At 65.6% G+C, this 22,982-nt stretch carries 25 protein-coding genes; 13 read left to right on the top strand and 12 right to left on the bottom strand.

The annotated features are described in order from the left end of the window. Nucleotides 1-55: 55 nt before the first annotated feature. The gene (locus AC1DUN_RS22795) at nucleotides 56-1,276 is read right to left on the bottom strand and encodes a GGDEF domain-containing protein (protein WP_477715977.1); all 1,221 of its coding nucleotides are present in this window, start codon (nucleotides 1,274-1,276) and stop codon (nucleotides 56-58) included. 215 nt (nucleotides 1,277-1,491) lie between these two features. Between AC1DUN_RS22795 and argA the strand changes: the two genes are divergently transcribed. The 6 genes from argA to AC1DUN_RS22765 all read left to right on the top strand — a co-directional run bounded on the left by argA (nucleotide 1,492) and on the right by AC1DUN_RS22765 (nucleotide 6,947). Next, nucleotides 1,492-2,841 carry an amino-acid N-acetyltransferase gene (argA, locus tag AC1DUN_RS22790; RefSeq protein WP_477663036.1) on the top strand — a complete coding sequence of 450 codons (1,350 nt, stop codon included), beginning with the start codon at nucleotides 1,492-1,494 and terminating at the stop codon, nucleotides 2,839-2,841. A gap of 71 nt (nucleotides 2,842-2,912) precedes the next feature. Then, nucleotides 2,913-3,161, top strand: a complete 249-nt coding sequence (locus AC1DUN_RS22785) for a DUF1272 domain-containing protein (RefSeq protein ID WP_477715976.1) — start codon at nucleotides 2,913-2,915, stop codon at nucleotides 3,159-3,161. Beyond that, a complete protein-coding gene (locus AC1DUN_RS22780; protein ID WP_477715975.1) occupies nucleotides 3,158-3,790 on the top strand; it encodes a LysE family translocator in 633 nt (210 codons plus the stop codon). Before AC1DUN_RS22785 ends, AC1DUN_RS22780 begins: the two co-directional genes overlap by 4 nt. A gap of 180 nt (nucleotides 3,791-3,970) precedes the next feature. After that, nucleotides 3,971-5,677, top strand: a complete 1,707-nt coding sequence (locus tag AC1DUN_RS22775) for a PAS domain-containing hybrid sensor histidine kinase/response regulator (RefSeq protein WP_477715974.1) — start codon at nucleotides 3,971-3,973, stop codon at nucleotides 5,675-5,677. Then, complete coding sequence (locus AC1DUN_RS22770) at nucleotides 5,674-6,153, top strand: response regulator (protein WP_477715973.1); 480 nt, start codon at nucleotides 5,674-5,676, stop codon at nucleotides 6,151-6,153. Before AC1DUN_RS22775 ends, AC1DUN_RS22770 begins: the two co-directional genes overlap by 4 nt. 116 nt (nucleotides 6,154-6,269) lie before the next feature. After that, the gene (locus AC1DUN_RS22765) at nucleotides 6,270-6,947 is read left to right on the top strand and encodes a phosphoribosyltransferase (protein ID WP_477715972.1); all 678 of its coding nucleotides are present in this window, start codon (nucleotides 6,270-6,272) and stop codon (nucleotides 6,945-6,947) included. On the opposite strand, the gene AC1DUN_RS22760 is transcribed toward AC1DUN_RS22765, so the two are convergent. From AC1DUN_RS22760 to imuA, 3 genes are read right to left on the bottom strand one after another with little or no spacing between them, the layout of a single operon-like run. Then, on the bottom strand, nucleotides 6,941-10,114 hold the full coding sequence (locus AC1DUN_RS22760) for an error-prone DNA polymerase (RefSeq protein ID WP_477715971.1): 3,174 nt from the start codon (nucleotides 10,112-10,114) through the stop codon (nucleotides 6,941-6,943). The two genes, AC1DUN_RS22765 and AC1DUN_RS22760, sit on opposite strands and share 7 nt — an antisense overlap. Nucleotides 10,115-10,125: 11 nt before the next feature. Further along, complete coding sequence (locus AC1DUN_RS22755; RefSeq protein WP_477715970.1) at nucleotides 10,126-11,580, bottom strand: Y-family DNA polymerase; 1,455 nt, start codon at nucleotides 11,578-11,580, stop codon at nucleotides 10,126-10,128. Then, the gene (gene imuA / locus AC1DUN_RS22750) at nucleotides 11,540-12,364 is read right to left on the bottom strand and encodes a translesion DNA synthesis-associated protein ImuA (protein WP_477715969.1); all 825 of its coding nucleotides are present in this window, start codon (nucleotides 12,362-12,364) and stop codon (nucleotides 11,540-11,542) included. Before imuA ends, AC1DUN_RS22755 begins: the two co-directional genes overlap by 41 nt. A gap of 103 nt (nucleotides 12,365-12,467) precedes the next feature. On the opposite strand from imuA, the gene AC1DUN_RS22745 reads away from it, so the two are divergent. The 4 genes from AC1DUN_RS22745 to AC1DUN_RS22730 all read left to right on the top strand — a co-directional run bounded on the left by AC1DUN_RS22745 (nucleotide 12,468) and on the right by AC1DUN_RS22730 (nucleotide 13,973). Further along, nucleotides 12,468-12,767: a hypothetical protein gene (locus AC1DUN_RS22745; RefSeq protein WP_477715968.1), complete on the top strand. Its 300-nt coding sequence runs from the start codon at nucleotides 12,468-12,470 to the stop codon at nucleotides 12,765-12,767. Continuing rightward, entirely contained in the window at nucleotides 12,764-13,195 is a 432-nt protein-coding gene (locus tag AC1DUN_RS22740) for a TA system VapC family ribonuclease toxin (protein WP_477715967.1), read from the top strand. The genes AC1DUN_RS22745 and AC1DUN_RS22740 overlap by 4 nt, the downstream gene beginning before the upstream one ends. Before the next feature lie 146 nt (nucleotides 13,196-13,341). After that, nucleotides 13,342-13,614 (top strand): hypothetical protein, encoded by a 273-nt coding sequence (locus AC1DUN_RS22735; protein WP_007865292.1) that lies wholly within the window; start codon nucleotides 13,342-13,344, stop codon nucleotides 13,612-13,614. A 98-nt stretch (nucleotides 13,615-13,712) separates the two neighbouring features. After that, the gene (locus tag AC1DUN_RS22730; protein ID WP_477663028.1) at nucleotides 13,713-13,973 is read left to right on the top strand and encodes a hypothetical protein; all 261 of its coding nucleotides are present in this window, start codon (nucleotides 13,713-13,715) and stop codon (nucleotides 13,971-13,973) included. A gap of 36 nt (nucleotides 13,974-14,009) precedes the next feature. Here the strand turns inward: AC1DUN_RS22730 and AC1DUN_RS22725 are convergent, their stop codons facing one another. Next, nucleotides 14,010-14,516 (bottom strand): disulfide bond formation protein B, encoded by a 507-nt coding sequence (locus AC1DUN_RS22725; RefSeq protein ID WP_477715966.1) that lies wholly within the window; start codon nucleotides 14,514-14,516, stop codon nucleotides 14,010-14,012. A gap of 232 nt (nucleotides 14,517-14,748) precedes the next feature. Between AC1DUN_RS22725 and AC1DUN_RS22720 the strand changes: the two genes are divergently transcribed. Then, nucleotides 14,749-15,159: a VOC family protein gene (locus tag AC1DUN_RS22720; protein ID WP_477715965.1), complete on the top strand. Its 411-nt coding sequence runs from the start codon at nucleotides 14,749-14,751 to the stop codon at nucleotides 15,157-15,159. 14 nt (nucleotides 15,160-15,173) lie between these two features. Continuing rightward, nucleotides 15,174-15,449: a DUF2277 domain-containing protein gene (locus AC1DUN_RS22715; protein ID WP_477715964.1), complete on the top strand. Its 276-nt coding sequence runs from the start codon at nucleotides 15,174-15,176 to the stop codon at nucleotides 15,447-15,449. Nucleotides 15,450-15,508: 59 nt separating this feature from the next. Here the strand turns inward: AC1DUN_RS22715 and AC1DUN_RS22710 are convergent, their stop codons facing one another. Beyond that, the gene (locus tag AC1DUN_RS22710; RefSeq protein ID WP_477715963.1) at nucleotides 15,509-16,510 is read right to left on the bottom strand and encodes an NAD-dependent epimerase/dehydratase family protein; all 1,002 of its coding nucleotides are present in this window, start codon (nucleotides 16,508-16,510) and stop codon (nucleotides 15,509-15,511) included. Nucleotides 16,511-16,604: 94 nt separating this feature from the next. On the opposite strand from AC1DUN_RS22710, the gene AC1DUN_RS22705 reads away from it, so the two are divergent. Next, complete coding sequence (locus AC1DUN_RS22705; RefSeq protein ID WP_477715962.1) at nucleotides 16,605-17,492, top strand: LysR family transcriptional regulator; 888 nt, start codon at nucleotides 16,605-16,607, stop codon at nucleotides 17,490-17,492. A gap of 50 nt (nucleotides 17,493-17,542) precedes the next feature. Here AC1DUN_RS22705 and AC1DUN_RS22700 read toward each other — a convergent pair whose 3' ends face one another. Genes AC1DUN_RS22700 through AC1DUN_RS22675 form a run of 6 tightly spaced genes read right to left on the bottom strand, consistent with a single transcriptional unit; the run spans nucleotide 17,543 to nucleotide 22,718 of the window. Then, complete coding sequence (locus tag AC1DUN_RS22700; protein ID WP_477715961.1) at nucleotides 17,543-18,631, bottom strand: sulfate/molybdate ABC transporter ATP-binding protein; 1,089 nt, start codon at nucleotides 18,629-18,631, stop codon at nucleotides 17,543-17,545. A gap of 11 nt (nucleotides 18,632-18,642) precedes the next feature. Next, entirely contained in the window at nucleotides 18,643-19,557 is a 915-nt protein-coding gene (cysW, locus tag AC1DUN_RS22695) for a sulfate ABC transporter permease subunit CysW (protein WP_477715960.1), read from the bottom strand. After that, on the bottom strand, nucleotides 19,554-20,447 hold the full coding sequence (gene cysT, locus AC1DUN_RS22690; protein ID WP_477701048.1) for a sulfate ABC transporter permease subunit CysT: 894 nt from the start codon (nucleotides 20,445-20,447) through the stop codon (nucleotides 19,554-19,556). The genes cysW and cysT overlap by 4 nt, the downstream gene beginning before the upstream one ends. An 8-nt stretch (nucleotides 20,448-20,455) precedes the next feature. Further along, nucleotides 20,456-21,451, bottom strand: coding sequence for a sulfate ABC transporter substrate-binding protein (locus AC1DUN_RS22685; protein WP_477715959.1), 996 nt, complete (start codon nucleotides 21,449-21,451; stop codon nucleotides 20,456-20,458). Further along, nucleotides 21,448-22,047, bottom strand: coding sequence for an RBBP9/YdeN family alpha/beta hydrolase (locus tag AC1DUN_RS22680; protein ID WP_477715958.1), 600 nt, complete (start codon nucleotides 22,045-22,047; stop codon nucleotides 21,448-21,450). The genes AC1DUN_RS22685 and AC1DUN_RS22680 overlap by 4 nt, the downstream gene beginning before the upstream one ends. 20 nt (nucleotides 22,048-22,067) lie before the next feature. Continuing rightward, entirely contained in the window at nucleotides 22,068-22,718 is a 651-nt protein-coding gene (locus AC1DUN_RS22675; protein WP_477715957.1) for a peroxiredoxin, read from the bottom strand. Between the last annotated feature and the right edge of the window lie 264 nt (nucleotides 22,719-22,982).

The following is a 22,982-nucleotide window of genomic DNA, read 5'->3' as shown; positions in this document are numbered from 1 at the left end:
CCAATTATCGGCGCTTCCGCAAGGCCCCGCGCGCCGCAGGAGCCGCGGTACCGGCTCAGGCCGCCAGCACCGGCATATCGACGATCTCCCCGCTGCCCTCGTCAAACCAGGCAATGCGGCTCGGATAACCCAGCGCCGCGCGCGACATGCCGCGCCCCAGGCCCACCGCCGAGGAGGCGCGCGCATCGGTTTTGGACACCCGCAGCACGCCCAGGCCGACTTCCGCCGCCCAGGGTGTCTGCTGGCCGGCCGCCGTGCCGGCTTCCAGGCTGGTGTTGAGCGCCACGGTGCGCGTCAGGGCGGCCTGCACACGGCGCGCCAGGTGGATCAGGTCGCCGCTGTCGTGGCAGTTGCGCATCAGCAGCAAAAAACCGTCCTCGCCCAGCCGCCCCATCTCCACATGGGCCGGCACGGTGCGCCGCAGCCGCCCGGCGCAGACAAACAGCGCATGGTTGACGGCGGCCAGGCCGTAGAGTTTTTCGAGCACATAAAGGTTGGCGATGGACACCACGATGACACCCAGCGGCACCGGCTTGTCGCGGTAATCCCTGAAAGCCCCGTTCACCATATTGTTGGTTTCGCTGTTGGAGCGCATGCGGGTGACGGGGTCATAGCTGGGGCCGTAGGCCATGGCCTGGTTCAGCTCGATCAGGTAGGAATAGCGTATCCACAGCACCGACGCCATGGTGGCCAGATAGGCCGTGCCCGCCAGCGCGCTGACGGCATGGGCCTGCCAGGGCACATGGGCACGGTCCAGCGCCGCCCAGCTCAAGCCCACGATGGCCACCAGCATGAAAGCCACTCCCGCCACCGCCACCCAGGCCAGGCGGTCGCCGCGCAGGGCGCTGCGCAGGCTCAGGGCCAGCGCCACAAAACCCATCAGCGCGGCCGCGGCCAGGCTCAGCATCAGGGACTGCTGCGGGCTCACGGCCCAGCCCAGCGCGATAACCAGGGCCGCGACGCCCGCCAGCAGCAGCAAGGCGCGCCGCTGGGACGAAGGGCTGCGCAAGATGCCCAGGATGGAGAACAGCAGGTAGGCCAGCAACACCGACACCAGGCTGGCCACATGGGCCAGGAAGCGGTCCAGCGTATCGGCGCCGCCTATGGGCAGGGCACCCAGAAAGGCGATCACAAAAAAAGTGGACGCCAGGGCCGAGGCGGCGGCATTGATGGCGATGCGCCGCAGGGACCGGATATAGGCAAATACCGAACCGGCCAGCATCAGGCCGGCTGATCCGAAATAGCAGCCCCAGAACCCGATCGCATATTTATCCATAACCCCCTGACCATACCCGCCGGACCCGGTTTCGCCAAGCACCAAAAGGCGTAGGCCGCCCGGGGCTCCGCCTTCATGCTGCGCCCTGTCTCCCTTACACTCACTGGACTTTTTCCGTTTGCCGGGGACAGCGGTGCCAGGAGGCCCGGTTTCACCTCCGACCGCCCCGCCCCCGGCTGCTCCCGCCCTGCCCTTTACGACCCGAAAGCGCGCCCATGTCCGCCGTCTTCAATTTCACCTTTGTGCCCTGGTTCCGCTCGGTCGCGCCCTACATCCACACGCACCGCGGCAAAACCTTTGTGGTGGGCCTGGCCGGCGAGGCCATCGCCGCCGGCAAGCTGCAGCACATCGCCCAGGACCTGGCGCTGATCCAGAGCATGGGCGTGAAAATCGTGCTGGTGCACGGCTTTCGGCCGCAGGTCAACGAGCAGCTCAAGGCCAAGGGCCACACGGCCAAGTATTCGCACGGCATGCGCATCACCGACGAGGTCGCCCTCGACAGCGCCCAGGAGGCCGCCGGCCAGCTGCGTTATGAGATCGAGGCGGCCTTCAGCCAGGGCCTGCCCAACACCCCCATGGCCGGCTCCACGGTGCGGGTGATTTCGGGCAACTTCATCACCGCGCGCCCGGTCGGCATCCTGGACGGCGTGGACTTCAAGCATTCGGGCCTGGTGCGCAAGGTGGACACCGCCGCCATAGGCCGGGTGCTGGATTTCGGCGCCATGGTGCTGCTCTCGCCTTTCGGCTTCTCGCCCACCGGCGAGGCTTTCAACCTGACCATGGAAGAGGTCGCCACCTCGGTGGCCATCGCCATGCAGGCCGACAAGCTGATCTTTTTGACCGAAATCCCGGGCATACGCATACACCACGACCAGCCCGAGAGCGAGGACAACCCCATAGACACCGAGTTGCCGCTGGCCGCCGCCGAAAAGCTGCTGGCCACCCTGCCCAACAGCGAGCGCCCCACCGATACCGGCTTTTACCTGCAGCACTGCGTCAAGGCCTGCAAGGCCGGCGTGGAACGCAGCCACATCCTGCCCTTCGCGGTGGACGGCTCGCTGCTGCTGGAAATCTACGTGCACGACGGCATAGGCACCATGGTGGTCGATGAAAAGCTCGAGGAGCTGCGCGAAGCCACCGGCGACGACGTGGGCGGCATCCTGCAGCTGATAGAGCCTTTTGAAAACGACGGCACCCTGGTCAAGCGCAGCCGCACCGAGATCGAGCGCGACGCCGCCAACTACAGCATCATCGAGCACGACGGCGTGATCTTCGCCTGCGCGGCGCTTTACCCCTACCCCGAAGCCAAAACGGCGGAAATGGCGGCGCTCACCGTCTCGCCGCAAAGCCAGGGCCAGGGCGACGGCGAGAAAATCCTCAAACGCATAGAGCAGCGCGCCCGCGCCGCCGGCCTGCAAAGCATCTTCGTGCTGACCACCCGCACCATGCACTGGTTCATCAAGCGCGGTTTTGTGCAGGTGGACCCGGACTGGCTGCCTGAAGGCCGCAAGCGCAAGTACAACTGGGACCGCAAGAGCCAGGTGCTGGTCAAGAAGCTGTCCTAGCCCGGCCGGGGTTTCCCTCGCAGGGGTTTTTCTTTAGCATCGGGTCAATCCCCCTCCATACAGGATCTCACATGCTCCAAATGCGCCCCAACTGCGAATGCTGCAACAAGGACTTGCCCAACGAGTCGGCCGAGGCACGCATCTGCACCTTTGAATGCACGTTTTGCGCCGACTGCGCCGACACCAAACTCAAGGGCGTCTGCCCCAACTGCGGCGGCGGCTTCACCGTGCGGCCCAGCCGCCCCGAGCGCCTTCTCGCGAAATACCCGCCCTCGACCGAGCGCGTCTACAAACCCCAAGGCTGTGGAGCCGCCGCATGAACACCACCACCTTGCTGCTGTTTTCCGTCGTCGCGCTGGTGGCCATCGCCACGCCCGGTCCCACGGTGCTGCTGGCGCTGGCCAACGGCTCGCGCTACGGCGTGCGCCGCTCCGTGCCCGGCATGCTGGGCGCGGTGGTTTCCGATTTTGTGCTGGTGGGCGCGGTGGCCCTGGGCCTGGGCGCGCTGCTGGCCGCCTCCGAGTTCTGGTTTTCGGTGCTCAAGTGGGCCGGCGCGGCCTACCTGGCCTGGCTGGGCCTGCGCCTGCTGCGCTCGCGCGGCGGCTTTGAGATTCCCGCCGAGGGCGCGGCCGGCACGCAGCACGGCAGCCGCGCGATTTTCATGAAGTCCTTCCTGGTGGCGGTGACCAATCCCAAGGGCTACCTGTTCTGCTCGGCCCTGCTGCCGCAGTTCATAGACCCCGCCGCCGCCCAGGCGCCGCAATACCTCGCGATTGCGCTGTTGTTCGCGGGCATCGATTTCTCCGTCATGTTCGCTTACGCCTTTGTGGGCGCGCGCGCGATACGCCTGCTCAAGGCCTCGGCCACGCGCTGGATGGACCGCGCCTGCGGTGGCGCGCTGCTGGCGCTGGCCGGCTCGCTGGCCTTCTACCGGCGGGCAAACAGCTAGCGATTGCGGGGCCCGGGCGGCCCCTATGTGCGCTGCCGAACAGACCGCTCAAGGCCCGACCCCTCATACTCCCGGAGTCTTTCCAAGGACTTCACCCCCTCCCCGGCCAGGATCCTGGACGCGCCGCCCCGCAGCCGGCGCCTCGCGGCATCGTCGTTACTTTCACAGAGAACATGGCCCATGTCACCCATTACCAGCCTGAGCGCCCTTGAGGCGCTCGCCAAAGCCGACGGCATAGAGGTCCGGCGCCAGGAAGCGCTGCTCAAGACGGGCGCGCTGCAGACCGCCATCCTGACGAGTGAAAACTTCTCCATCATCGCGACGGACGAAAAAGGCATCATCCAGCTCTTCAACGTCGGCGCCGAGCGCATGCTGGGCTATATGGCAGCCGAGGTCGTCAACAAGATCAACCCCAGCGACATCCACGACCCGCAGGAAGTGATGGCCAGGGCGCAGGCGCTGAGCCTGGAGCTCGCCACCCCCATCACGCCGGGCTTTGAAGCCCTGGCCTTCAAGGCCTCGCGCGGCATTGAAGATATTTACGAACTGACCTACATCTGCAAGGACGGCAGCCGCTTTCCGGCCATCGTGTCCATCACCGCCCTGCGCGACGACTTCGGCACCATCATCGGCTACCTGCTGATAGGCACGGACAACTCGGTGCGCAAGCAGGTCGAGATCGCGCTGAACGAAGCCATGGCGGTGGCCGAAAAGGCCAACCTGGCCAAATCGGACTTCCTCTCCAGCATGAGCCACGAGCTGCGCACGCCGCTCAGCGCCATCCTGGGCTTCGCGCAGCTGATAGAGTCCGGCACGCCGGTGCCCACGCCCTCGCAAAAGCGCAGCGTGGACCAGATCCTGCAGGCCGGCTGGTACCTGCTGGACCTGATCAACGAGATCCTGGACCTGGCGCTGATCGAGTCCGGCAAGCTGTCGCTGTCGCTGGAGCCGGTGTCGCTGGCCGAAGTCATGCACGAATGCGAGACCATGATCGAGTCGCAAGCCGAAAAGCGCGGCATCAGCGTGAGCTTTCCGGCCTTCACCTCGCCCCTCTTTGTCAATGCGGACCGCACGCGGCTCAAGCAGGTGCTGATCAACCTGCTGACCAATGCCATCAAATACAACACCGAACGCGGCAAGGTGACGCTCAAGTGCGTCGACACCCCGCCCGGGCGCATACGCATCTGCGTGGAAGACACCGGCGAAGGCCTGATGCCCGAGAAGATAGAACAGCTCTTCCAGCCCTTTAACCGCCTCGGGCAGGAAGCCAGCACCGAACAGGGCACGGGCATTGGCCTGGTCATGACCAAGCGGCTGGTCGAACTGATGGGCGGCGTGATCGGCGTGGAAAGCACGATCGGCAAGGGCAGCATGTTCTGGATTGAAATGAACGTCACCACCGAGCAGAAATTTTCGCCGGAACTGCTCAATCTCGCGATCGGGCTTGCCGCGCCCGCGCCCGCGGACCCGCAAACCTGCACCGTGCTGTACGTCGAGGACAACCCCGCCAACCTGATGCTGGTGGAGGACCTGATCGCCAGGCGCCCGGACTTTCGCCTGCTGTCCGCGCGCGACGGTATCAGCGGCATTGCCATCGCCAAGGCCGCGCTGCCCGACTTCATCCTGATGGACATCAACCTTCCCGGCATCAGCGGCATCACGGCCATGAAGATCCTGTCGGAAGACCCTTTGACGAAACACATCCCGGTCGTGGCCCTCAGCGCCAATGCCATGCCCCGCGACATTGAAAAAGGCCTGCGGGCCGGCTTCTTTCGTTACCTCACCAAACCCATCAAGATCAACGAGTTCATGGAAACGCTGAACTTGATGCTCTCCCTGGCCAAAGCCAGGACCGACCGCCTTGCGGCCGGGGAAACCACGCCATGAACACCGAATTCGACATCCTCAATGCAAGCATCCTGGTCGTGGACGACCAGCCCGTGAACGTGCAACTGCTCAGGCAACTGCTCGGCGAGACCGGTTACACCCGCGTCAGCGCCACCATGAACCCGCTGGAAGTCGCCGGGCTGCACGCCGAGCACCATTACGACCTGATCCTGCTGGACCTGAAAATGCCCGGCATGGACGGCTTCCAGGTCATGCAGGAACTCAAGAAGAACAGCCGCGACAACTACCTGCCCGTCATCGTGCTGACCGCGGAGCCGGGCCACAAGCTGCGCGCCCTGCAAGCCGGCGCCAAGGACTTCATCAGCAAGCCCTTTGACCTGGTGGAAGTCAAGACGCGCATCCACAACATGCTGGAAGTGCGCCTGCTGTACAGAAAACTCGCAAACTACAGCAAGCTGCTGGAGCATGCCCTGCAGCAGGGCAGTGTGGAGACCGGCGAAGCACACCAGCGCTGAGCCGCCTCACGCCGGCGCCCTCTTGCGGGCCGCGGTATTCCCGCAGGAAAATAAAACCGTTCCGGCAAGGCGGCCGGGCCCGTTTTAGCGGCCTGAAAGCCTGCCGGAGCCTGCGTATGACGGACTTCGCACTGCCCTACCGTGACCGCGTCCATGCCGGGCGCCTGCTGGCTGGCGCCCTGACCTCTTATCGCGGCCGCCCCGGCCTGCTGGTGCTGGCCTTGCCGCGCGGTGGCGTGGCCGTGGGGCGCGAGGTGGCCCGGGAACTCGAAGCGCCGCTGGACGTCTTGGTGGTGCGCAAGCTCGGTTATCCGGGGCATGAGGAATACGCCATGGGCGCCATCGCCAGCGGCGGTGTGCGGGTGATGAACCCGCCGCCCGGCGCCGCGCCGCAGCCGCAGGCGGTGGCCGCCGTGCTGGCCCGGGAAGAAGCCGAATTGCTGCGCCGTGAACAGCTTTACCGCCGGCAGCGCCCGGCACCCGGCATCACGGGCCGTACTGTCATCGTGGTGGACGACGGCCTGGCCACAGGCGCCACCCTGCGCGCGGCCGTGCTGGCGATCCGGCAGCAACAGCCGGCGCAGTTGGTGGTGGCCGTGCCGGTCGGTTCTGAACAAGGGTGCCAAGAGCTGGAAGACCAGGGCACGGAAGTCGTCTGCCCGGCCCGCCTGGACTATTTCGGCGCCGTGAGCCAGTGGTATGTGGACTTTCCCCAGGCCACGGACGAGGAGGTGCGCCGGTTGCTGGACGATGCGCACCGGGAACACGCGCGGCAAGCCGGCCGGCCTCAATGAAAGTCGCGGCTGGAGGTTCCCAGCCGCCCCAGCAGCGGCGTCAGGTCTTCCAGCCGCCGCGCCACCAGGTTGCGCACCGCGCCGTAGCCTTTGGCGGTGCCGCTTTCCTCGCTGCGCTGCCACACCCCGTAGACCGCCAGCAGGCGTGAATGCAGCAGTTCGGCGCGCTGCGCCTCGCGCAGCGACTTCCAGACGATCACATTGACCGGCCCGGTTTCGTCCTCCAGCGTGACGAAGATGGTGCCCTTGGCGGTTTGCGGCTGCTGGCGCACGGTGACGATGCCGCAGCCGGCCACTTCTTCGCCGTCAGGCAGGGCATTGAGTTCGCTGGCGCTCAGCAGGCCCTTGCGCGCCAGCCGCTCGCGCAGCAGCGCGACCGGGTGGCGCCGCAGCGTGAGGCCTGTAGCCTGGTAGTCGAACAGAATGTTTTCGCCCTCGGGTGTGTCGGGCAGCGCCAGCGGGGTCTCATGCGTGGGCACGGACTTGAGCAGGCGCGGCGCCGGCTTGATGGCCGAGGCGTCCCACACCTGCTGGCGCCTGTGGCCCGACAGCGGCAGCAAGGCATCGGCGGCGGCCAGCGCGTTGATTTCCAGCGTGCCAAGTTGCGCGCGCGACACCAGGTCCTCGGTCGAGCTGAAAGGCGCTTGCGCCCGCGCCGCCACCAGGCGCAGGGCCGCGTCCCCGCGCAGGCCGGCCACCAGGCGCAGGCCCAGGCGCACCGCCGGCTGCGTGCCGGCCGGCAGCACACCGTCCGGCTCCAGCGTGCAGTCCCAGTGGCTGTGCATCACATCCACGGCGCGCACCTCCACGCCGTGGCGGATGGCGTCCTGCACCAGCTGCGAGGGTGTGTAAAAGCCCATGGGCTGGGAGTTGACCATGGCCGCCAGGAAACAGGCCGGCTCATGGCACTTGAACCAGCAGCTCACATAGACCAGCTTGGCGAAACTGGCGGCATGGCTTTCGGGAAAACCGTAGTCGCCGAAGCCCAGGATCTGGCTGAAGATGCGCTCCGCAAACTCCGTGCTGTAGCCGTTCTTGACCATGGCCTGGACCAGGCGGCCGTGGAAACGCTCCACCCCGCCCTTGCGCTTCCAGGCCGCCATGGAGCGGCGCAGGTCGTCGGCCTCGCCGGGCGTGAAGTCGGCGGCGATCATCGCGATCTGCATCACCTGCTCCTGGAAAATCGGGATGCCCAGCGTGCGCTCCAGGGCCGGGTTGAGCGCCGGGTATTCGGGGGTGATGGTTTCGCCGCGCCTCTGGGCTTCGCGGTTCTTCAGGTAGGGGTGGACCATGCCGCCCTGGATGGGCCCGGGCCGGACAATGGCGACCTCGACCACCAGGTCGTAGTAGCTGCGCGGCTGCAGCCGCGGCAGCATGGACATCTGGGCACGGCTCTCGATCTGGAACACACCCACGGTGTCGGCCGCGCAAATCATGTCGTAGGTCTTCTCATCAGGCTTGACCTCATGCATCTGCAGCTGGGTGCCCCGGGTCTGGTTCACCAGCGCCAGGCAGCGCCGTATGGCCGACAGCATGCCCAGCGCCAGCACATCGACCTTGAGCAGGCCCATGGCCTCCAGGTCGTCCTTGTCCCACTGGATGATGCGGCGCTCCTCCATGGAGGCCGGTTGCACCGGCACCAGCCGCGTGAGCTTGCCCTGCGTGAGCACAAAGCCGCCCACATGCTGGCTCAGGTGGCGCGGAAAGCCGATCAGTTGCGCCGACAGGTCCAGCCACTGCAGCACCGGCCCTTCCCGGCCCGCCAGGCCGGCCTCGCGGATTTTCTCGCGCAGCACCTCGCTGCCGTCAAACCAGAAATGCTCCTTGGCGAACTGGTCTATCAGTTCCGGCTCTATCGCCAGCGCCTTGCCGACGTCGCGGATCGCGCTGCGCGGGCGGTAGCTGATGATGGTGGCGGCAATCGCGGCGCGGTCGTGGCCGTATTTGCGGTAGATGTACTGGATGACCTCCTCGCGCCGCTCGTGCTCGAAGTCCACGTCGATGTCGGGCGGTTCGCGGCGCTCGCGGCTGATGAAGCGCTCGAACAGCAGCTTGCTTTCGGCCGGGTTGACGGCCGTGACGCCCAGGCAGAAACACACCACCGAGTTGGCCGCCGAGCCGCGCCCCTGGCACAGGATGCCTTCCTGCCTTGCAAAGCGCACGATGTCGTGCACCGTGATGAAGAACATCTCGTATTCCAGTTCTTCAATCAGCGCCAGTTCGAAGCCCAGCTGTTTCCTGACCTTGCGCGGAATGCCCTGCGGATAGCGTGTCTGGGCGCCTTGCCAGCTCAGCCGCCTGAGCCAGCGCGCCGGCGTTTCGGCCGGCGGCACCATGTCATCGCGGGGGTAGCGGTAGAGGTCGCGGATCTCGTCGAGGCTGAAGTTGCAGCGCGCCGCCACCACCAGCGTGGCGCGCAGCAGCGCGGCCGGGTAAATGCCGGCCAGCCGCATGCGCGGGCGCAGATGTGCCTCGGCATTGGCCTGCAGCGCAAAGCCGCATTCGTGCACCGGCCGGCCCAGCTTGATGGCGGTCATGACATCGTGCAGCGGCTTGCGCGAGCGCTTGTGCATCAGCACATTTCCGGCCGCCACCAGGCCTATGCCGGTGCGCGCCGCCACCTCCTGCAGCTGCTGCAGGCGCAGCGCGTCGTCCAGGCCCTGCTGCAGCTCGACGGCCAGCCAGGCAGCCGCACCGAACAGCCGCATCGCCCAAGCGGCGTGCGCGCCCAGCGCCTGCACATGGATGGCTTCGGGCAGGGGCGAGAGCAGGATTTCACAATCGGCCAGCCGCGAAAAATCGGTCTCGGCCAGCGTGACGCGGTAGCTACCCTTCTCAATCGCGTCGCCGGCCCGGCGCGCCTCGGTGATGAACTCGCAGAGGTTGCCCCAGCCCGCCGCGTTGTGGGGCAGCACCACCAGCCTGAAGGCATCAGCGGCCTGCACCAGGAACTCGGCCCCCGGCAGCAGCTTGAGCCCGTGCGCGCGGGCCGCCTCATGCGCCTTCACGACACCGGCGACCGAACATTCGTCGGTGACGGCCAGCGCCTTGTAACCCAGCTCGGCGGCCCGCTCGGCCAGTTCATCGGCATGCGAGGCGCCGCGCTGGAAGCTGAAGTTGCTCAGGGCATGCAGCTCGGCGTAATCGGGCAGCGCGTGGGCGGACATGGCGGCTGGCCTCAGGCAAAAAAGCCGTGCAAATACCAGGCGCGCTGCCGTGCGCCCTCGGGCGTTGCGCCCAGGCGCTCGCTGTATATCCAGAGCAGGCCGCCCTGCTGGGTCCGGTAAATGAAGTAGTCGCGCAGCGCCCACGGCTTTTCGCTGAGGCCAGCGCCGCGCGCGGCCTCGCTGTCCGCCAGCAGCCACTCGGCGGCCTCCAGGCGCTGCGGCCCGGCCAGGCGGCGCAGCGGGCCCTGGTAAACCGGGTTGTTGCCGGCGGCGGCCAGCTTGATCGGTTCGGGCAGCAGCCAGGCCGGGTACAGGGCTTCGGTTCTGGCCTCCGCGGGCTGGCTGCTGGAAGCTGCCTTGGAACCCTTTGAAGGCTTGCGGCCGGGCCGGACGGGATGAAGCTGCGCGCTGATCGATGCAATCATGCCCCTGGCCGGCACCCAGCGCTGCATCAGCTCGGGCCTGTGGTCGGCGCAAGGCTGCCAGGCCCGCACCCGCGCATCGCCCAGGCGGGCGCTCAGGCGCTCGACCAGTTCCACCACGCCGTCGCCCTGCCGGCGCGCCTCCATCAGCAGGCTGCCGGTGGCGGCGGCCGCGTCGGCCAGCAGCTCGGTGGCCAGCGATTGCAAAGTCAGGCTGTGCACCGGTGCCAACAGCTTTTGCTGCGCCAGGTGTTCCGATATCAGGCGCGCCACGTGGCGCAAATCCTGTGCGGGCTGGGCCGTGCGCACTTCGAGCTCGCCCGTGGGCGGCACGTCGCGGCGCTTGTCCAGGTGCCAGGTGATTTTCAGGGCGCTCAGCCCGCTCTGCCGGCCCAGCAGCCAGGCGTGCAGCTGCACCAGCAGCCGCTCCACGCCGGCCATCAGCGCGGGAGCGTGGGTCACCAGCGCGTTGAGTTCGAGCTTTTCCTCGAAGTGCTCGGGCAGCAGCAGCCATTCATAGTCGTCGGGCGCGCTGCCGCGCGCGCGGTCCAGCGCCTGCAGCAGTTCCGCGCCGAAACGCCGGGCCATGCCGTCGCGCGGCAGGCGCAGCAGGTCGTCCCAGGTCCGGCAGCCTATGCGCTCGAGCACGCCCAGGTGCGGGCGGGCGGCCGTCAGCGTGTGCATGGGCAGCTCGGCCACGCGTTTTTTGACGGCGGCCCCACCCTCGCCCAGCACACGCAAGCGGCCCAGCGCGATCAGCGAAGTCGCGCCCTGCGCGCGCCGGACTTCGGCTTGCAGCCCGTTCTCGCCAAAAAAAGCCTCCAGCCGCTGCGCCAGCAGCTGCATCAGCCGCGCCAGCCCGCCAAAGAGGCGCAGGCTGCCCGTCACGTCCATCAGCACCGCTTCGTCAACCAGCGCCACGCGCGGCGTCAGGCCCAGCGCCAGGCTGGCCGCCGCCTGCTGCAGCATGGCGGCATCCATGGGGCAAGCCGGCTGGCCCGCCTCAGTGGTGGTCGAGATGCGCAATGCGATCCAGCAACGCATGGATGGGACTCTGGGGTGAACTGAGGGGAAGCGCCACCCGCGACGGCAGCAGCAGCGGCGCCAGGACGCCGGCTTCTTCGCGCTGGCGCCGCACCCTTTCGCGGCTGGCCGCCAGCAGCGCGGCCAGCCGGGCCGGCCGGGTGTCCAGCAGCAGCGGCGCGGCCAGCGGCGGGCCACGCCGCTTGAACACATCAACCCGCAAACTGCCCGCCTCATCGGCCACGCCCTCCAGCCGCAATCGCAGCGGCGCGGGCGAGGACTCCTGCTGCGCCCGCAAGGGCCGGAACACAAACAGCAGCTTGTGGTGCGCATGGGCGGCGATCTGCAGGCGGCGCAGGTGCGCGCTGCGCGCATCGGGCAACCAGGCCAGCACGCTGTGCACGTCGGCGCATTGCAGGGCCTCGCGCGTGGCCCACAGCAGCGAAGGCGCATCGCCGGGCTGGCCTTCGATGCTGAGCAGGCGCCGCATGTCCAGCGCCCGCGCCCCCAGCGCCGGGCCGAAAGGCAGCCAGGGTGCGCCCACCAGCACCGTCAATTCACGGCCCTGGGCCTGCAAGGCCGCCAGCGCCGGCGCCACCAAACCCCATTCATGCACGCCGGCCTGCGGCTGCAAAAGCTCGATCAAGGCCCCGCGCGGCCAGCCGCCGCCGGGCAGCACGGCGTCCAGCGCCGCATAGCCCGTGGCGATGGTTTGCACACTCGCGCCGCCCAACTCGCCGGCACGCCAGATATGGGCGTTGGCGAAGTCCGGCAAGGTGCGGGCTGCGGGGGTTGGCGAAAGCATGGCGGGAGGTTCAAATCCGGATAAATACTGTATTTAAATACAGTATATTCCTTGACTCACCTGAACTGCACGAATTCCAAAAACACATTGATGCTAAAATGCCATGATGCGAACCACGCTTGATCTACCCGATTCCCTGCTCCGGGAACTTAAAACCCGCGCAGCGCAGAACGGCCAAAGCCTGAAATCCCTGCTGAACGAATTGATTCAGCGGGCCATGCGCATGCCTGCCACGCCGGACCTTGCGCAGCAAGCCGTCCCCACCTTGCCGGTGTTGAAACGGCTACAGGGCTTGCCAGATGCAAGCGCTAAGCCCATCCCCGCGCAAAGCAACGAGCAGTTTGAAGATCAGGCGCTGCAGGAAGACATAGCAAAACTCCGGCGTATCGGGTTCATCCGATGACAGCGCCCGACCTGCTGGACGTGAACGTCTGGCTGGCGCTGGCCTACCCCGGGCATACGCACCACGAAGCCGCCAGACATTACTGGGCCGGCGCCTCCTCGCCGCTGGCGTTCTGCCGCTCCAGCATGCAGGGTTTCCTGCGCCTGGTGACCCAACCCGCCGTAATGGGCGCCGCAGCCCATACACCCGAAGAAGCATGGGCCATTTACGAAGCCCATTTAAGCGGCGGGCGCGCCGTGTTGCTGCCGGAGCCCGCAACGGCCGAAGCGCAAATGCGCCGCTACACCACCCGCCCGGGCTTTCGCCCCCGCGACTGGACCGATGCCTGGCTGGCCAGCTTTGCCGTGACCGCCGGTTGCCGCATGGTGTCTTTTGATGCGGGATTCACGCAATACGAATCACTGGATTTTTTGCAGCTGAAAGCCTGAACGCCAGGCTTTGCGGGAAATCGCGCATAACCCGGGACCGCGTAATGCCCTGTAATGGCGTCCCCGTCACGGCGACCGTAAATTGGTGCCTCCTTCGCTGGGTGACCCAAGCCGAGGGTATTTTTCAACCCTGAAGGAGAAGAAACATGGCCACCAACATCACCGTGAACATTTCGGGCGGATCGGACAAGGAAAACGTCACGGCCGCCACATTGGCCAACAAGCGGTGGGGAGAGAACGGCACGGCGCGGTTTGGCCAGGCCCAGCAAGTCAACGCCGGCGGCACCACCCTCACGATCTACAAGACAACGGCGCCCCGCCAGCTGTCCATCGCCGTGGACGTGACCGACAACGGCGACTTCACCTTGAACGTGCAGGTGAACCAGAACGACATGACGGTTTCCCAGAGCGGGGTGTAATCCCCCGTAATGGCTTTGCCAGGGCCGCCGCCGTAAATTGGCTTCACCCTCTTGAACAACACGAGGGCAATTTTTTGCCAACACCCCAAGGAGGAAATATGGCCAACGTCAGTGTGAATATCGTAGGCGGAACGGATCAGGAGAACGTGACGGCGGTGACTGTGGGAGCGCAGCGCTGGGGAGTCAATGGCGTTCCATTCGGCCAGGTGCAGGTGGTCCCTGAGGGCTACCAGCTCCTGACGGTCTACAAGACCACCGATCCGACACAGATTTCCATCACGGTCCAGGTGCGCGACCCGGGCAACAACACCTTGAACGTGACCGTGAACCAGGACAACATCCGCGTCGTGGATGCCTGAACAGCAGAGATCCCGGCTTGGCGCGTGCAGCAGAACTTACCGCCTGCGCGCCAGGCGGGCCATCAGCAGCAGCCCCACCAGCGCAATCACCACAAAGCAGACAAACGACCAATTGGCAATCGAGCCGCCCAGAAAGGTCCAGTCGATCTTGGTGCAGTCGCCGCTGCCCTTGAAGATCATGGGGATCGCGCGCTTCAGGGGGAAGGTCTCGATCATTCCGTAAAAATCGCGGCCGCAGGAAGCGATCTCCGGCGGGTACCACTGCAAAAAACTCTGGCGTGCCGCCACGAATGCGCCGAAGCCGGCCAGCAGCACCATCAGGCCTGAACCGGCCATCAAGAGGCCGCGGCTTTTGGCAATGGCCGTCACGCCCGCCACCAGCGCCACCAGCACCAGCGCATAGCGTTGCACGATGCACATGGGGCAAGGCTCCAGCCCGACCACATGCTGCAGGTAAAGGCCAAAAGCCAGCATGGCCACACAGGCCGCGGCCACCAGCACCAGCACACGGCGCGGCATGGCGTCGAAATAGGTCAAAAACATCAGGGTCCCTCTTTTTTCTGGGTGGATTATGAATGGTCCAGGGGTTCGGGCGTCTGGACCGGCATAAGTTCCCGACTGCAATTCATGGAGCGCGGTTTTTTCGCCCTCTTTCAAGCGCACAGGCCAGCATTTGTCCTACAGCTGGGCTGTTGCGGCGGACGTAGATTTTCAGGATCATCCACTTCTGCAAGCCGCGGCAGGCGGTTTGCCACAACAACAGAAAGGACCCCTGATGGAATTCCACCGCGGCCGCCTCGTCGACCACATCCACCTGCGCGCCCATGACCTCGCGGCCAGCAAGCGCTTTTACCGCGCCGTGCTGCAATCTTTGGGCAAGGACGGCGCCATCCAGGAAGCCGACAGCCATTTCTCGGCCGATGAACTCTGGATAGACCAGGCCGACGGCACGGCCTCGCACGTTCACCTGGCTTTCCAGGCCAAAGACCGGGCCGCTGTCAAAGCCTTTTACGAAGCGGCGCTGGCCGCCGGCGGCACCGACAACGGCGCGCCGGGCGAGCGCAAATACCACCCGGGCTACTACGGCGCCTTTGTGCTGGACCCGGACGGCAACAACATCGAGGCGGTCTACCATGGGCCTTTTGTGGCCTCGGCAGAATCCGTGGTCATCAAGCCCGCCGAATAGGATGCGAAACCGCCATGTGCCGCAACATCAAGACCTTGTTCAATTTCGAGCCGCCGGCCACCGAGCTGGAAATCCGTGACGCCTCGCTGCAGTTTGTGAGAAAGCTCAGCGGCTTCAACGTGCCGTCCAAGGCCAATGAGGCCGCGTTTGACCGTGCGGTGGAAGAGGTTGCGGCCTTTGCGCGGGTTCTCATCCGGACATTGGTCACCAACGCCGAACCGCGCAACCGGGAGGTGGAAGCCGAGCGGGCGCGGGCCAGGTCGGCACTGAGGTTCGGCACGAGCCGGTAGCCTGAGCCTGACTTGCATCAGCCACGGCGGACACCACGGGCGCCACCATGGCTCAAATCTCAGCCCTGCGCACCCAGGCAACCCAGCCCTTGCAGCGTTTCCTCCACAGCCACGTCCAGCGGCGTGTGCGGCTCCGCACCGAGCGCCGCCACCAGGGAGGCGTTGTCCATGCGTACCGGCGTGTTCCAGAGGTAGCGCATCCGGCGCAGCTCGCGCAGGGTCTCGACAAAGGGCGCGGCCAGCGTCACCGCCCACCAGGGAAAGGATTTGACGGACGGCGCAGGGCCACCGCGCCGTGCGACGACACGGCAGATCGCTTCAGCCAACTGGCGGCCGTCGGCGTCCCACTGGCCGTTCATATGGAAGGTTGCGAATGCAGGCAGAACGTCACGCCGTGCCAGCAAGGCGACCATGGTACGCGCGACATCCGGCAAATAGGCCCATTGGTGGCCGACGCCGGGCTTGCCAGGCAGCTTCACGCTGCGCACCGGAGCGCCCGGCTGGACCAGGCCTTGCGAGAACCAGCTGTTGCCGGCCCTCGGCCCAAAAAAATCACCCGCACGCACGATGATCACCCGGCAGCCGTTCCGGCCACTGTCGCTGGTCGCGTCCTTGAGGCGCTGCTCGAGCTGCACACGAATCGCACCCTTGGCCGTTTGCGGGTGTTGCGGTGAATCCTCCCGGAGGCTGGGAAATGCGTCCGGCCCGTAGTTATAGACCGTGCCAGGCAGCACGATGGTCGCGCCGTGCGCCCGGGCGGCGGCAATCGTGTTGTCCAGCATGGGCAGCACCAGCTCGCCCCAGCGACGATAGCCGGGCGGATTGACCGCATGCACGATCACGCCGCAGCCTTGGGCCGCAGCCATGACATCACCGGGATTCATCGCATCGCCACGCAGCCAGGTGATGCCGCCACATGGCTCGCCCTGCGGCGGCTCGCCACGGCTAAGCGCGCGAACCCGCCAGCCTGCCGCCTCCAGTTGCCGGGCGACTTCACCGCCGATCCCGCCGGTTGCGCCCAGCACAAGTGCTGTGCTTGATCTGTCTTGTCTGCTGCTCATGCCAATTCCCCAAAAAGTTGCGATGGGGAAAGTCTGGGCCCCGAAGGGTCAAAATGGAATTGACTAAGACAGGGTAACGGCTATACATTTTTGTATGGAAGAAGACGCCGGCTGGGAGCTTTACCGTTCGTTTTTGGGGGTGCTGCACGAGGGTTCGCTCTCCGGTGCGGCACGGTCTTTGGGGGTGGCACAGCCTACCGTCGGACGCCATGTCGCCTCACTCGAAAAATCGCTAGGCCTGGCGCTGTTCACGCGCTCACAAACCGGTTTTGCGCCCACCGAAGCTGCGCTGGAACTGCAGCCCTTCGCCGAAGAAATGGCCAGCGCCGCAGCCGCCTTACGCCGCGCCGCCGAAAGCCAGGGCGACGGTGTGCGCGGCACGGTGCGGGTCACGGTGAGCGAAGTCATCGGTGTCGAAGTGCTGCCGCCCGTCGTCGCACAACTGCAGCGCGCGCACCCGGGCCTGACCATCGAACTGGTGCTGACCAACCGCGTGCAGGACCTGCTGCAACGCGAAGCCGACATTGCCGTGCGCATGACGCAGCCCAAGCAGGACCTGCTGATCGCTCGCCGCGTGGGCGAAGTGGAACTGGGTCTCTACGCACGCCGCGATTACCTGGACGCGCGTGGCACACCCCAATCGTCAGCGGACCTGGCGCAGCATGCGCTGATCGGGTTTGACGAAGAGACACCCTTTCTGCGTTCAGCACGCAAAGCCTTGCCCGCATGGAAGCGGGCGGCGTTTGCCACGCGTACTGACAGCGACCTCGCGCAACTGGCGTTGATACGTGCCGGCGCCGGCATTGGCGTGTGCCAGTCGGCGCTGGCGGCGCGCGACCCCGCCCTGGTGCGGGTTCTGCCTGGCGAGTTGTCCTTCAAGCTCGAAACCTGGCTGACCATGCACGAAGACCTGCGCCACAGCCCGCGTTGCCGTGTCACCTTCGACGCATTGGTCGAAGGTTTGCAGCAGCATATTGGGTGAAGCCGGGCTAGATTCGATCTGCATCACCAGCCGGCTGCACGCAGCGGCAACTAGCCCTCCACAAACACCCTCGCCTTGCGCGGCGTCACCACCAGCATCTCGCCTTCGCGCAGGCCCATGTCATTGAACTGCTGCGAGGGCATTTGCGCTTCGATGATGGCGTCGCCCGGGACATTGCCTTTTTGTTCGTAGCCTTCGGCGGGGATCAGCTCCAGCCGCGCGATCGGGCCGATGACGATGGCGCGCTCCAGGTGGGCGACGATGCCTTCGGCGCCGGGTGCGTAGCGCTGCACATCCAGGTCGTGCGGGCGCACATAGGCAAAGGCCTTGGCGTCTTGCGCGCCGGCGTGTTCGGGCGAATTGAGGCGCAGGCCCTCGAGCTGCACCTCGCCTTCATGGGCACGGCCATGGAACAGGTTGACGTCGCCCAGGAAGCCGTAGACAAAAGGGCTGGCCGGGTGGTCCCAGACCTGCTGCGGCGAGCCTATCTGCTCGATCTTGCCCTGGTTCATCAGCACCACGCGGTCAGCCACTTCCAGCGCCTCTTCCTGGTCGTGCGTCACAAAAATGCTGGTCACGTGCAGGTCATCATGCAGGCGGCGCAGCCAGCGGCGCAGTTCCTTGCGCACCTTGGCGTCCAGCGCGCCAAAGGGTTCGTCGAGCAGCAGCACCTTGGGCTCCACCGCCAGCGCGCGCGCCAGGGCGATACGCTGGCGCTGCCCGCCCGACAGCTGCGAGGGAAAACGGTCGGCCAGCCAGTCGAGCTGCACCAGGTTCAGCAGCGAATGCACTTTTTCCTTGATCTGCGCCTCGCTGGGCCTGAGTCCCCGCGGCTTGACGCGCAGGCCGAAGGCCACGTTCTCGAACACCGTCATGTGGCGGAACAGCGCGTAGTGCTGGAACACAAAGCCGACCTGGCGCTCGCGCACATGCACGTCGGTGGTGTCTTCGCCGCTAAAGAGGATGCTGCCGCGGTCGGCGGTTTCCAGGCCGGCGATGATGCGCAGCAAGGTGGTCTTGCCGCAGCCCGAGGGGCCCAGCAAGGCGACCAGTTCGCCCGACTCAATGTCCAGGCTCACGTCGCCCAGGGCCTGGAAGTCGCCAAAATGTTTGCTGACGTTGCGGATTTCTATGCTCATGATGTGTTCCTTTAGCGGGCGGCGGCGCCTGCAATGGCCTGTGGGCGCTCGGGCGGCAGGTCCGCCGCGGCCTTCATGTCGGCCTCGTGGCGCCATTCGGCCACCGACTTGATGGCCAGCGTGACCAGCGCCAGGATGGCCAGCAGCGAGGCCACGGCGAAGGCGGCCACCGACTGGTATTCGTTGTAGAGGATTTCGACGTGCAGCGGCAGCGTGTTGGTCTGCCCGCGGATGTGGCCCGAGACCACCGACACCGCGCCGAACTCCCCCATGGCCCGCGCATTGCACAAGATGACGCCGTAGATCAGGCCCCACTTGATATTGGGCAGCGTGACATGCCAGAAGGTTTGCCAGCCGGTCGCGCCCAGCACGATGGCGGCCTGCTCCTCGTCGTTGCCCTGGGCCTGCATCAGCGGGATCAGCTCACGCGCGATGAACGGAAAGGTCACGAACACGGTCGCCAGCACAATGCCGGGCACGGCAAAAATGATCTTGATGTCGTGCGCCAGCAGCCAGGGCCCGAACCAGCCCTGGGCGCCGAAGATCAGCACATAAATCAGGCCGGCCACCACGGGCGAGACCGAAAACGGCAAGTCCACCAGCGTCGTCAGCACCGACTTGCCGCGGAACTCGTACTTGGCAATCGCCCAGGCAGCGGCCACGCCGAACACCAGGTTCAGCGGCACGGCGATCACGGCGGCGATCAAGGTCAGCTGGATGGCCGACCAGGCGTCGGGCTCGCGCAGCGCGGCCAGGTAAGCGCCAAAGCCTTTGCGCAAGGCCTCGGTGAACACGGCCGCCAGCGGCAGCACCAGGAACAGCAGCACAAACAGCAACGCCACGGTGGTCAGCGTGTAGCGCACCCAGGGGGCCTCGGTGGTGCCGGCGCGGACGCGGCGGTTAGGTTGGGATGAAGGAGCACTCATGCCGGAGCCCCCGCGTTGCGGCGCTGCCAGGCCTGCAGGCCGTTGATCACCAGCAGCAGCACAAAGGACACCAGCAGCATCACCACGGCCACGGCGGTCGCACCGGCGTAGTCGTACTGCTCGAGCTTGCCGATGATGATGAGCGGCGTGATCTCGGAAATCATGGGCATGTTGCCGGCGATAAAGATGACCGAGCCGTATTCACCGATCGCCCGCGCAAACGCCATGGCAAAGCCGGTCAGCAAGGCCGGCGTGATGTGCGGCAATATCACTTTGGTGAAAATCTGCAGGCGCGTGGCGCCCAGGGATGTGGCGGCTTCTTCAAGCTCTTTTTCCGCGTCTTCCAGCACCGGCTGCACCGTGCGCACCACAAAAGGCAGGCCGATAAAGATCAGCGCAATCACCACGCCGGCCGGCGTGAAAGCCAGCTTGATGCCCATGGGTTCCAGGTACTGGCCTATCCAGCCGTTGCCGGCCAGCAAGGCCGTCAGCGAAATGCCGGCCACGGCCGTGGGCAGCGCAAAAGGCAAATCGACCAGCGCGTCGACTATCTTTTTGCCCGGGAACTTGTAGCGCACCAGCACCCAGGCCAGCAGCAGGCCGAAGACCAGGTTGACCAGCGCCGCGACCAGCGAGGCGCCGAAGGTAAGCCGGTAGGAGGCCAGCACGCGCGGCGAAGTCACCGCGGTGACGAACTGCTCCCAGCTCATCGTGAAGGTCTTGAAGAACAGCGCCGAGATCGGGATCAGCACGATCAGGCTCAGGTACAGCACCGTATAGCCCAGCGTCAGCCGAAAGCCGGGCAGCACGCGCCTGGCGGCCCTTTTGCCACCCGCAGGGATGCCCGGCGCCACCGCGGAAGGCGGCGCCACAGAAGACAAGGCAGTCATGGCTTGGCTTACTTGACGGTGTAGAGCTTGTCGAACTGCCCGCCGTCGTTGAAGTGCACTTTTTGCGCTTCACCGAGGCTGCCGAAGACGTCCTGCACCGTGAACAGCTGCAGCGGCTTGAAGGTGCTCGCGTATTTCCTGAGCACGGCCTGCGAGCGCGGGCGCAGCGCATGGCGCGCGGCGATTTCCTGGCCCTCGTCCGAATACAGGTAATTGAGGTAGGCCTTGGCGAGGTCTGCCGTGCCCTTCTTGGCGACGGTGCGCTCCACCACCGCCACCGGGTTTTCCGCCAGGATGCTGATGGAGGGGTACACCGCGTCCACCTTGCCTTCGCCGAACTCCCGGTTCACCGACAGCACTTCGGACTCGAAGGTGATCAGCACGTCGCCGATATTGCGCTGCAGGAAGACGGTGGTCGCATCGCGCCCGCCCTTGCCCAGCACCGGCACGTTTTTGTAGAGCTTGCCGACAAACTCAGCGGCCTGCGCGTCGGTGCCGCCCTTCTTCTTGGCGTAACCCCAGGCGGCCAGGTAGGCATAGCGGCCGTTGCCGCCGGTCTTGGGGTTCACCACAACGACCTGGATGCCGGGCTTGACCAGGTCATCCCAGTCCTTGATGCCCTTGGGATTGCCGTTGCGCACCAGGAACAGCATGGTCGAGGTGGTGGGCGATGCGTTGTCCGGAAACTTTTTCACCCAGTCCTTGGCGACCACACCGGCATTGGCCAGGAAGTCCACATCGGTCGAGGTGTTCATGGTGACCACATCGGCGTCCAGGCCGTCGGCCACCGAACGCGCGATGGCGCTGGAGCCGCCGTGCGACTGGTCCACCTTCACGTCCTTGCCGGTGGTCTTTTTGTAATGGGCGATAAAGGCCGCGTTGTAGTCCTTGTAGAACTCGCGCGCCACGTCGTAAGAGCCGTTGAGCAGCGTTTGCGCCGAGGCGATACCACTCGTTGCCAAAGCCAGGGCAGCAAGAGCGATTTTGAGTTGTGGGGAAGTCATGCCGTTTCCAGGGATCCGAAAGAAGAAGAGGAAGAAATTCGCGGGGAAGAAAAATCAAGCCGCGGCGCCGAGAGCGAAGCGTCGCCGGCCAGCGACTGCAGCAAGGCAATGCCCAGCGGCCATTCGCCGTGGCCCGATTCGATGTTGATGTGGCCCGCATCCTGCAGGCGCACAAACTCGCTGCCCCAGGCACGGGCATAAGCGCCGGCCAGGCGCACCGGACAGAAAGGGTCGTTGCTGCTGGCCACCAGCACGCTGCGGTAAGGCAGCTTCTGGTAAGGCACGGGGGCGAAGTCGCTCAAGACGGCGCGGCGCTCCGGGTCGGCCGGCGCCACCAGCAAGGCGCCCTGTATGCGTTCAGCCGCCTCGGGCGGCAAATGCGCGGTCGCAATGCAGCCCAGGCTGTGCGCCACCACCACCACCGGCTCGTTCTGCAGCAGGATGGTGTTGGCCAGCGACGCCACCCAGGCCTTGCGCGAAGGCGTGATCCAGTCGTCCTGCCGCACACGCACCGCATTGCTCAGGCGCTCGGCCCACAGGCTTTGCCAGTGGCCGGGGCCGGAGTCGCGCCAGCCGGGAACAATGATGAAACGCACGCTGCCTGAACCCGTGTGTCTTATTTATTCGGTTGCGGCGTGACGCGCAGGTAAGGCTTGATGGCTTTAAAGCCTTTTGGAAAGCGCTGGGCGATTTCGGCCGGGTCCTGCAGGCTGGGCACGATGATCACGTCGTCGCCGTCCTTCCAGTTCACCGGCGTGGCCACCTTGTAGCCGTCGGTCAGCTGCAGCGAGTCAATGACACGCAGGATTTCGTCGAAATTGCGGCCCGTGCTGGCGGGATAGGTGAAGGTGGTGCGTATCGCCTTCTTCGGGTCGATGATGAACACGCTGCGCACGGTGGCCGTGGGGCCGGTGCTCAAGGCGTTCGGGTGGATCATGTCGTACAGGTTGGCCACCTTGCGGTCGGCATCGGCCAGGATGGGGAAATTGACCGTGGTGTTCTGTGTCTCGTTGATGTCGTTGACCCACTTGCCATGGGACTCCAGCGGGTCCACGCTGATGGCAATGGGCTTGACGTTGCGCTTGGCGAACTCACCGCCCAGCGCCGCGGTCTTGCCGAGCTCGGTGGTGCAGACGGGGGTGAAGTCAGCGGGGTGCGAAAACAGCACCACCCAGGAATCACCAGCCCATTCATGAAAGGAAATCTTGCCTGCGGTGGAGTCTTGCGTGAAGTCGGGGGCGATGTCGCCGAGTCTGAGAGTGGCCATGGGTTGCTCCTTGAGGTTGCTTGATCAAAGCATTGTGGGGAGCAAGCGTTAAAACGCAAAAGAATATATTGCTCTTAATTTATCTGGTTTCCAGCATAAGGTTTGTTTTTTAACGGCTGGCTTCTTGCTGAGGCTTGCTGGCCGGGGTTGCCCGGCGGCAAGTAACTTTCTTTTGCTTCGCCAAAAGAAAGTCACCAAAGAAAAGGCGACCCGCAGTCTGGGTCCCCTACGCTGCGCTGCGGGGCAACCTGCGGTGCTCGAGCC

The organism is Polaromonas sp. P4_F6 (assembly GCF_056401275.1).
This window is presented reverse-complemented; position numbering and strand designations above follow the sequence as displayed.

What these genes read in the sequence shown, in the direction of transcription:
- AC1DUN_RS22795 (WP_477715977.1), bottom strand. Translation starts at nt 1,276, where the DNA reads ATGGATAAATATGCGATCGGGTTCTGGGGCTGCTATTTCGGATCAGCC.
- AC1DUN_RS22710 (WP_477715963.1), bottom strand. Translation starts at nt 16,510, where the DNA reads ATGAGCAGCAGACAAGACAGATCAAGCACAGCACTTGTGCTGGGCGCA.
- imuA (WP_477715969.1), bottom strand. Translation starts at nt 12,364, where the DNA reads ATGCTTTCGCCAACCCCCGCAGCCCGCACCTTGCCGGACTTCGCCAAC.
- AC1DUN_RS22720 (WP_477715965.1), top strand. Translation starts at nt 14,749, where the DNA reads ATGGAATTCCACCGCGGCCGCCTCGTCGACCACATCCACCTGCGCGCC.
- AC1DUN_RS22765 (WP_477715972.1), top strand. Translation starts at nt 6,270, where the DNA reads ATGACGGACTTCGCACTGCCCTACCGTGACCGCGTCCATGCCGGGCGC.
- AC1DUN_RS22775 (WP_477715974.1), top strand. Translation starts at nt 3,971, where the DNA reads ATGTCACCCATTACCAGCCTGAGCGCCCTTGAGGCGCTCGCCAAAGCC.
- cysT (WP_477701048.1), bottom strand. Translation starts at nt 20,447, where the DNA reads ATGACTGCCTTGTCTTCTGTGGCGCCGCCTTCCGCGGTGGCGCCGGGC.
- AC1DUN_RS22700 (WP_477715961.1), bottom strand. Translation starts at nt 18,631, where the DNA reads ATGAGCATAGAAATCCGCAACGTCAGCAAACATTTTGGCGACTTCCAG.
- AC1DUN_RS22755 (WP_477715970.1), bottom strand. Translation starts at nt 11,580, where the DNA reads ATGCGTTGCTGGATCGCATTGCGCATCTCGACCACCACTGAGGCGGGC.
- AC1DUN_RS22730 (WP_477663028.1), top strand. Translation starts at nt 13,713, where the DNA reads ATGGCCAACGTCAGTGTGAATATCGTAGGCGGAACGGATCAGGAGAAC.
- AC1DUN_RS22705 (WP_477715962.1), top strand. Translation starts at nt 16,605, where the DNA reads ATGGAAGAAGACGCCGGCTGGGAGCTTTACCGTTCGTTTTTGGGGGTG.
- cysW (WP_477715960.1), bottom strand. Translation starts at nt 19,557, where the DNA reads ATGAGTGCTCCTTCATCCCAACCTAACCGCCGCGTCCGCGCCGGCACC.
- AC1DUN_RS22715 (WP_477715964.1), top strand. Translation starts at nt 15,174, where the DNA reads ATGTGCCGCAACATCAAGACCTTGTTCAATTTCGAGCCGCCGGCCACC.
- argA (WP_477663036.1), top strand. Translation starts at nt 1,492, where the DNA reads ATGTCCGCCGTCTTCAATTTCACCTTTGTGCCCTGGTTCCGCTCGGTC.
- AC1DUN_RS22725 (WP_477715966.1), bottom strand. Translation starts at nt 14,516, where the DNA reads ATGTTTTTGACCTATTTCGACGCCATGCCGCGCCGTGTGCTGGTGCTG.
- AC1DUN_RS22735 (WP_007865292.1), top strand. Translation starts at nt 13,342, where the DNA reads ATGGCCACCAACATCACCGTGAACATTTCGGGCGGATCGGACAAGGAA.
- AC1DUN_RS22785 (WP_477715976.1), top strand. Translation starts at nt 2,913, where the DNA reads ATGCTCCAAATGCGCCCCAACTGCGAATGCTGCAACAAGGACTTGCCC.
- AC1DUN_RS22745 (WP_477715968.1), top strand. Translation starts at nt 12,468, where the DNA reads ATGATGCGAACCACGCTTGATCTACCCGATTCCCTGCTCCGGGAACTT.
- AC1DUN_RS22770 (WP_477715973.1), top strand. Translation starts at nt 5,674, where the DNA reads ATGAACACCGAATTCGACATCCTCAATGCAAGCATCCTGGTCGTGGAC.
- AC1DUN_RS22780 (WP_477715975.1), top strand. Translation starts at nt 3,158, where the DNA reads ATGAACACCACCACCTTGCTGCTGTTTTCCGTCGTCGCGCTGGTGGCC.
- AC1DUN_RS22740 (WP_477715967.1), top strand. Translation starts at nt 12,764, where the DNA reads ATGACAGCGCCCGACCTGCTGGACGTGAACGTCTGGCTGGCGCTGGCC.
- AC1DUN_RS22685 (WP_477715959.1), bottom strand. Translation starts at nt 21,451, where the DNA reads ATGACTTCCCCACAACTCAAAATCGCTCTTGCTGCCCTGGCTTTGGCA.
- AC1DUN_RS22760 (WP_477715971.1), bottom strand. Translation starts at nt 10,114, where the DNA reads ATGTCCGCCCACGCGCTGCCCGATTACGCCGAGCTGCATGCCCTGAGC.
- AC1DUN_RS22675 (WP_477715957.1), bottom strand. Translation starts at nt 22,718, where the DNA reads ATGGCCACTCTCAGACTCGGCGACATCGCCCCCGACTTCACGCAAGAC.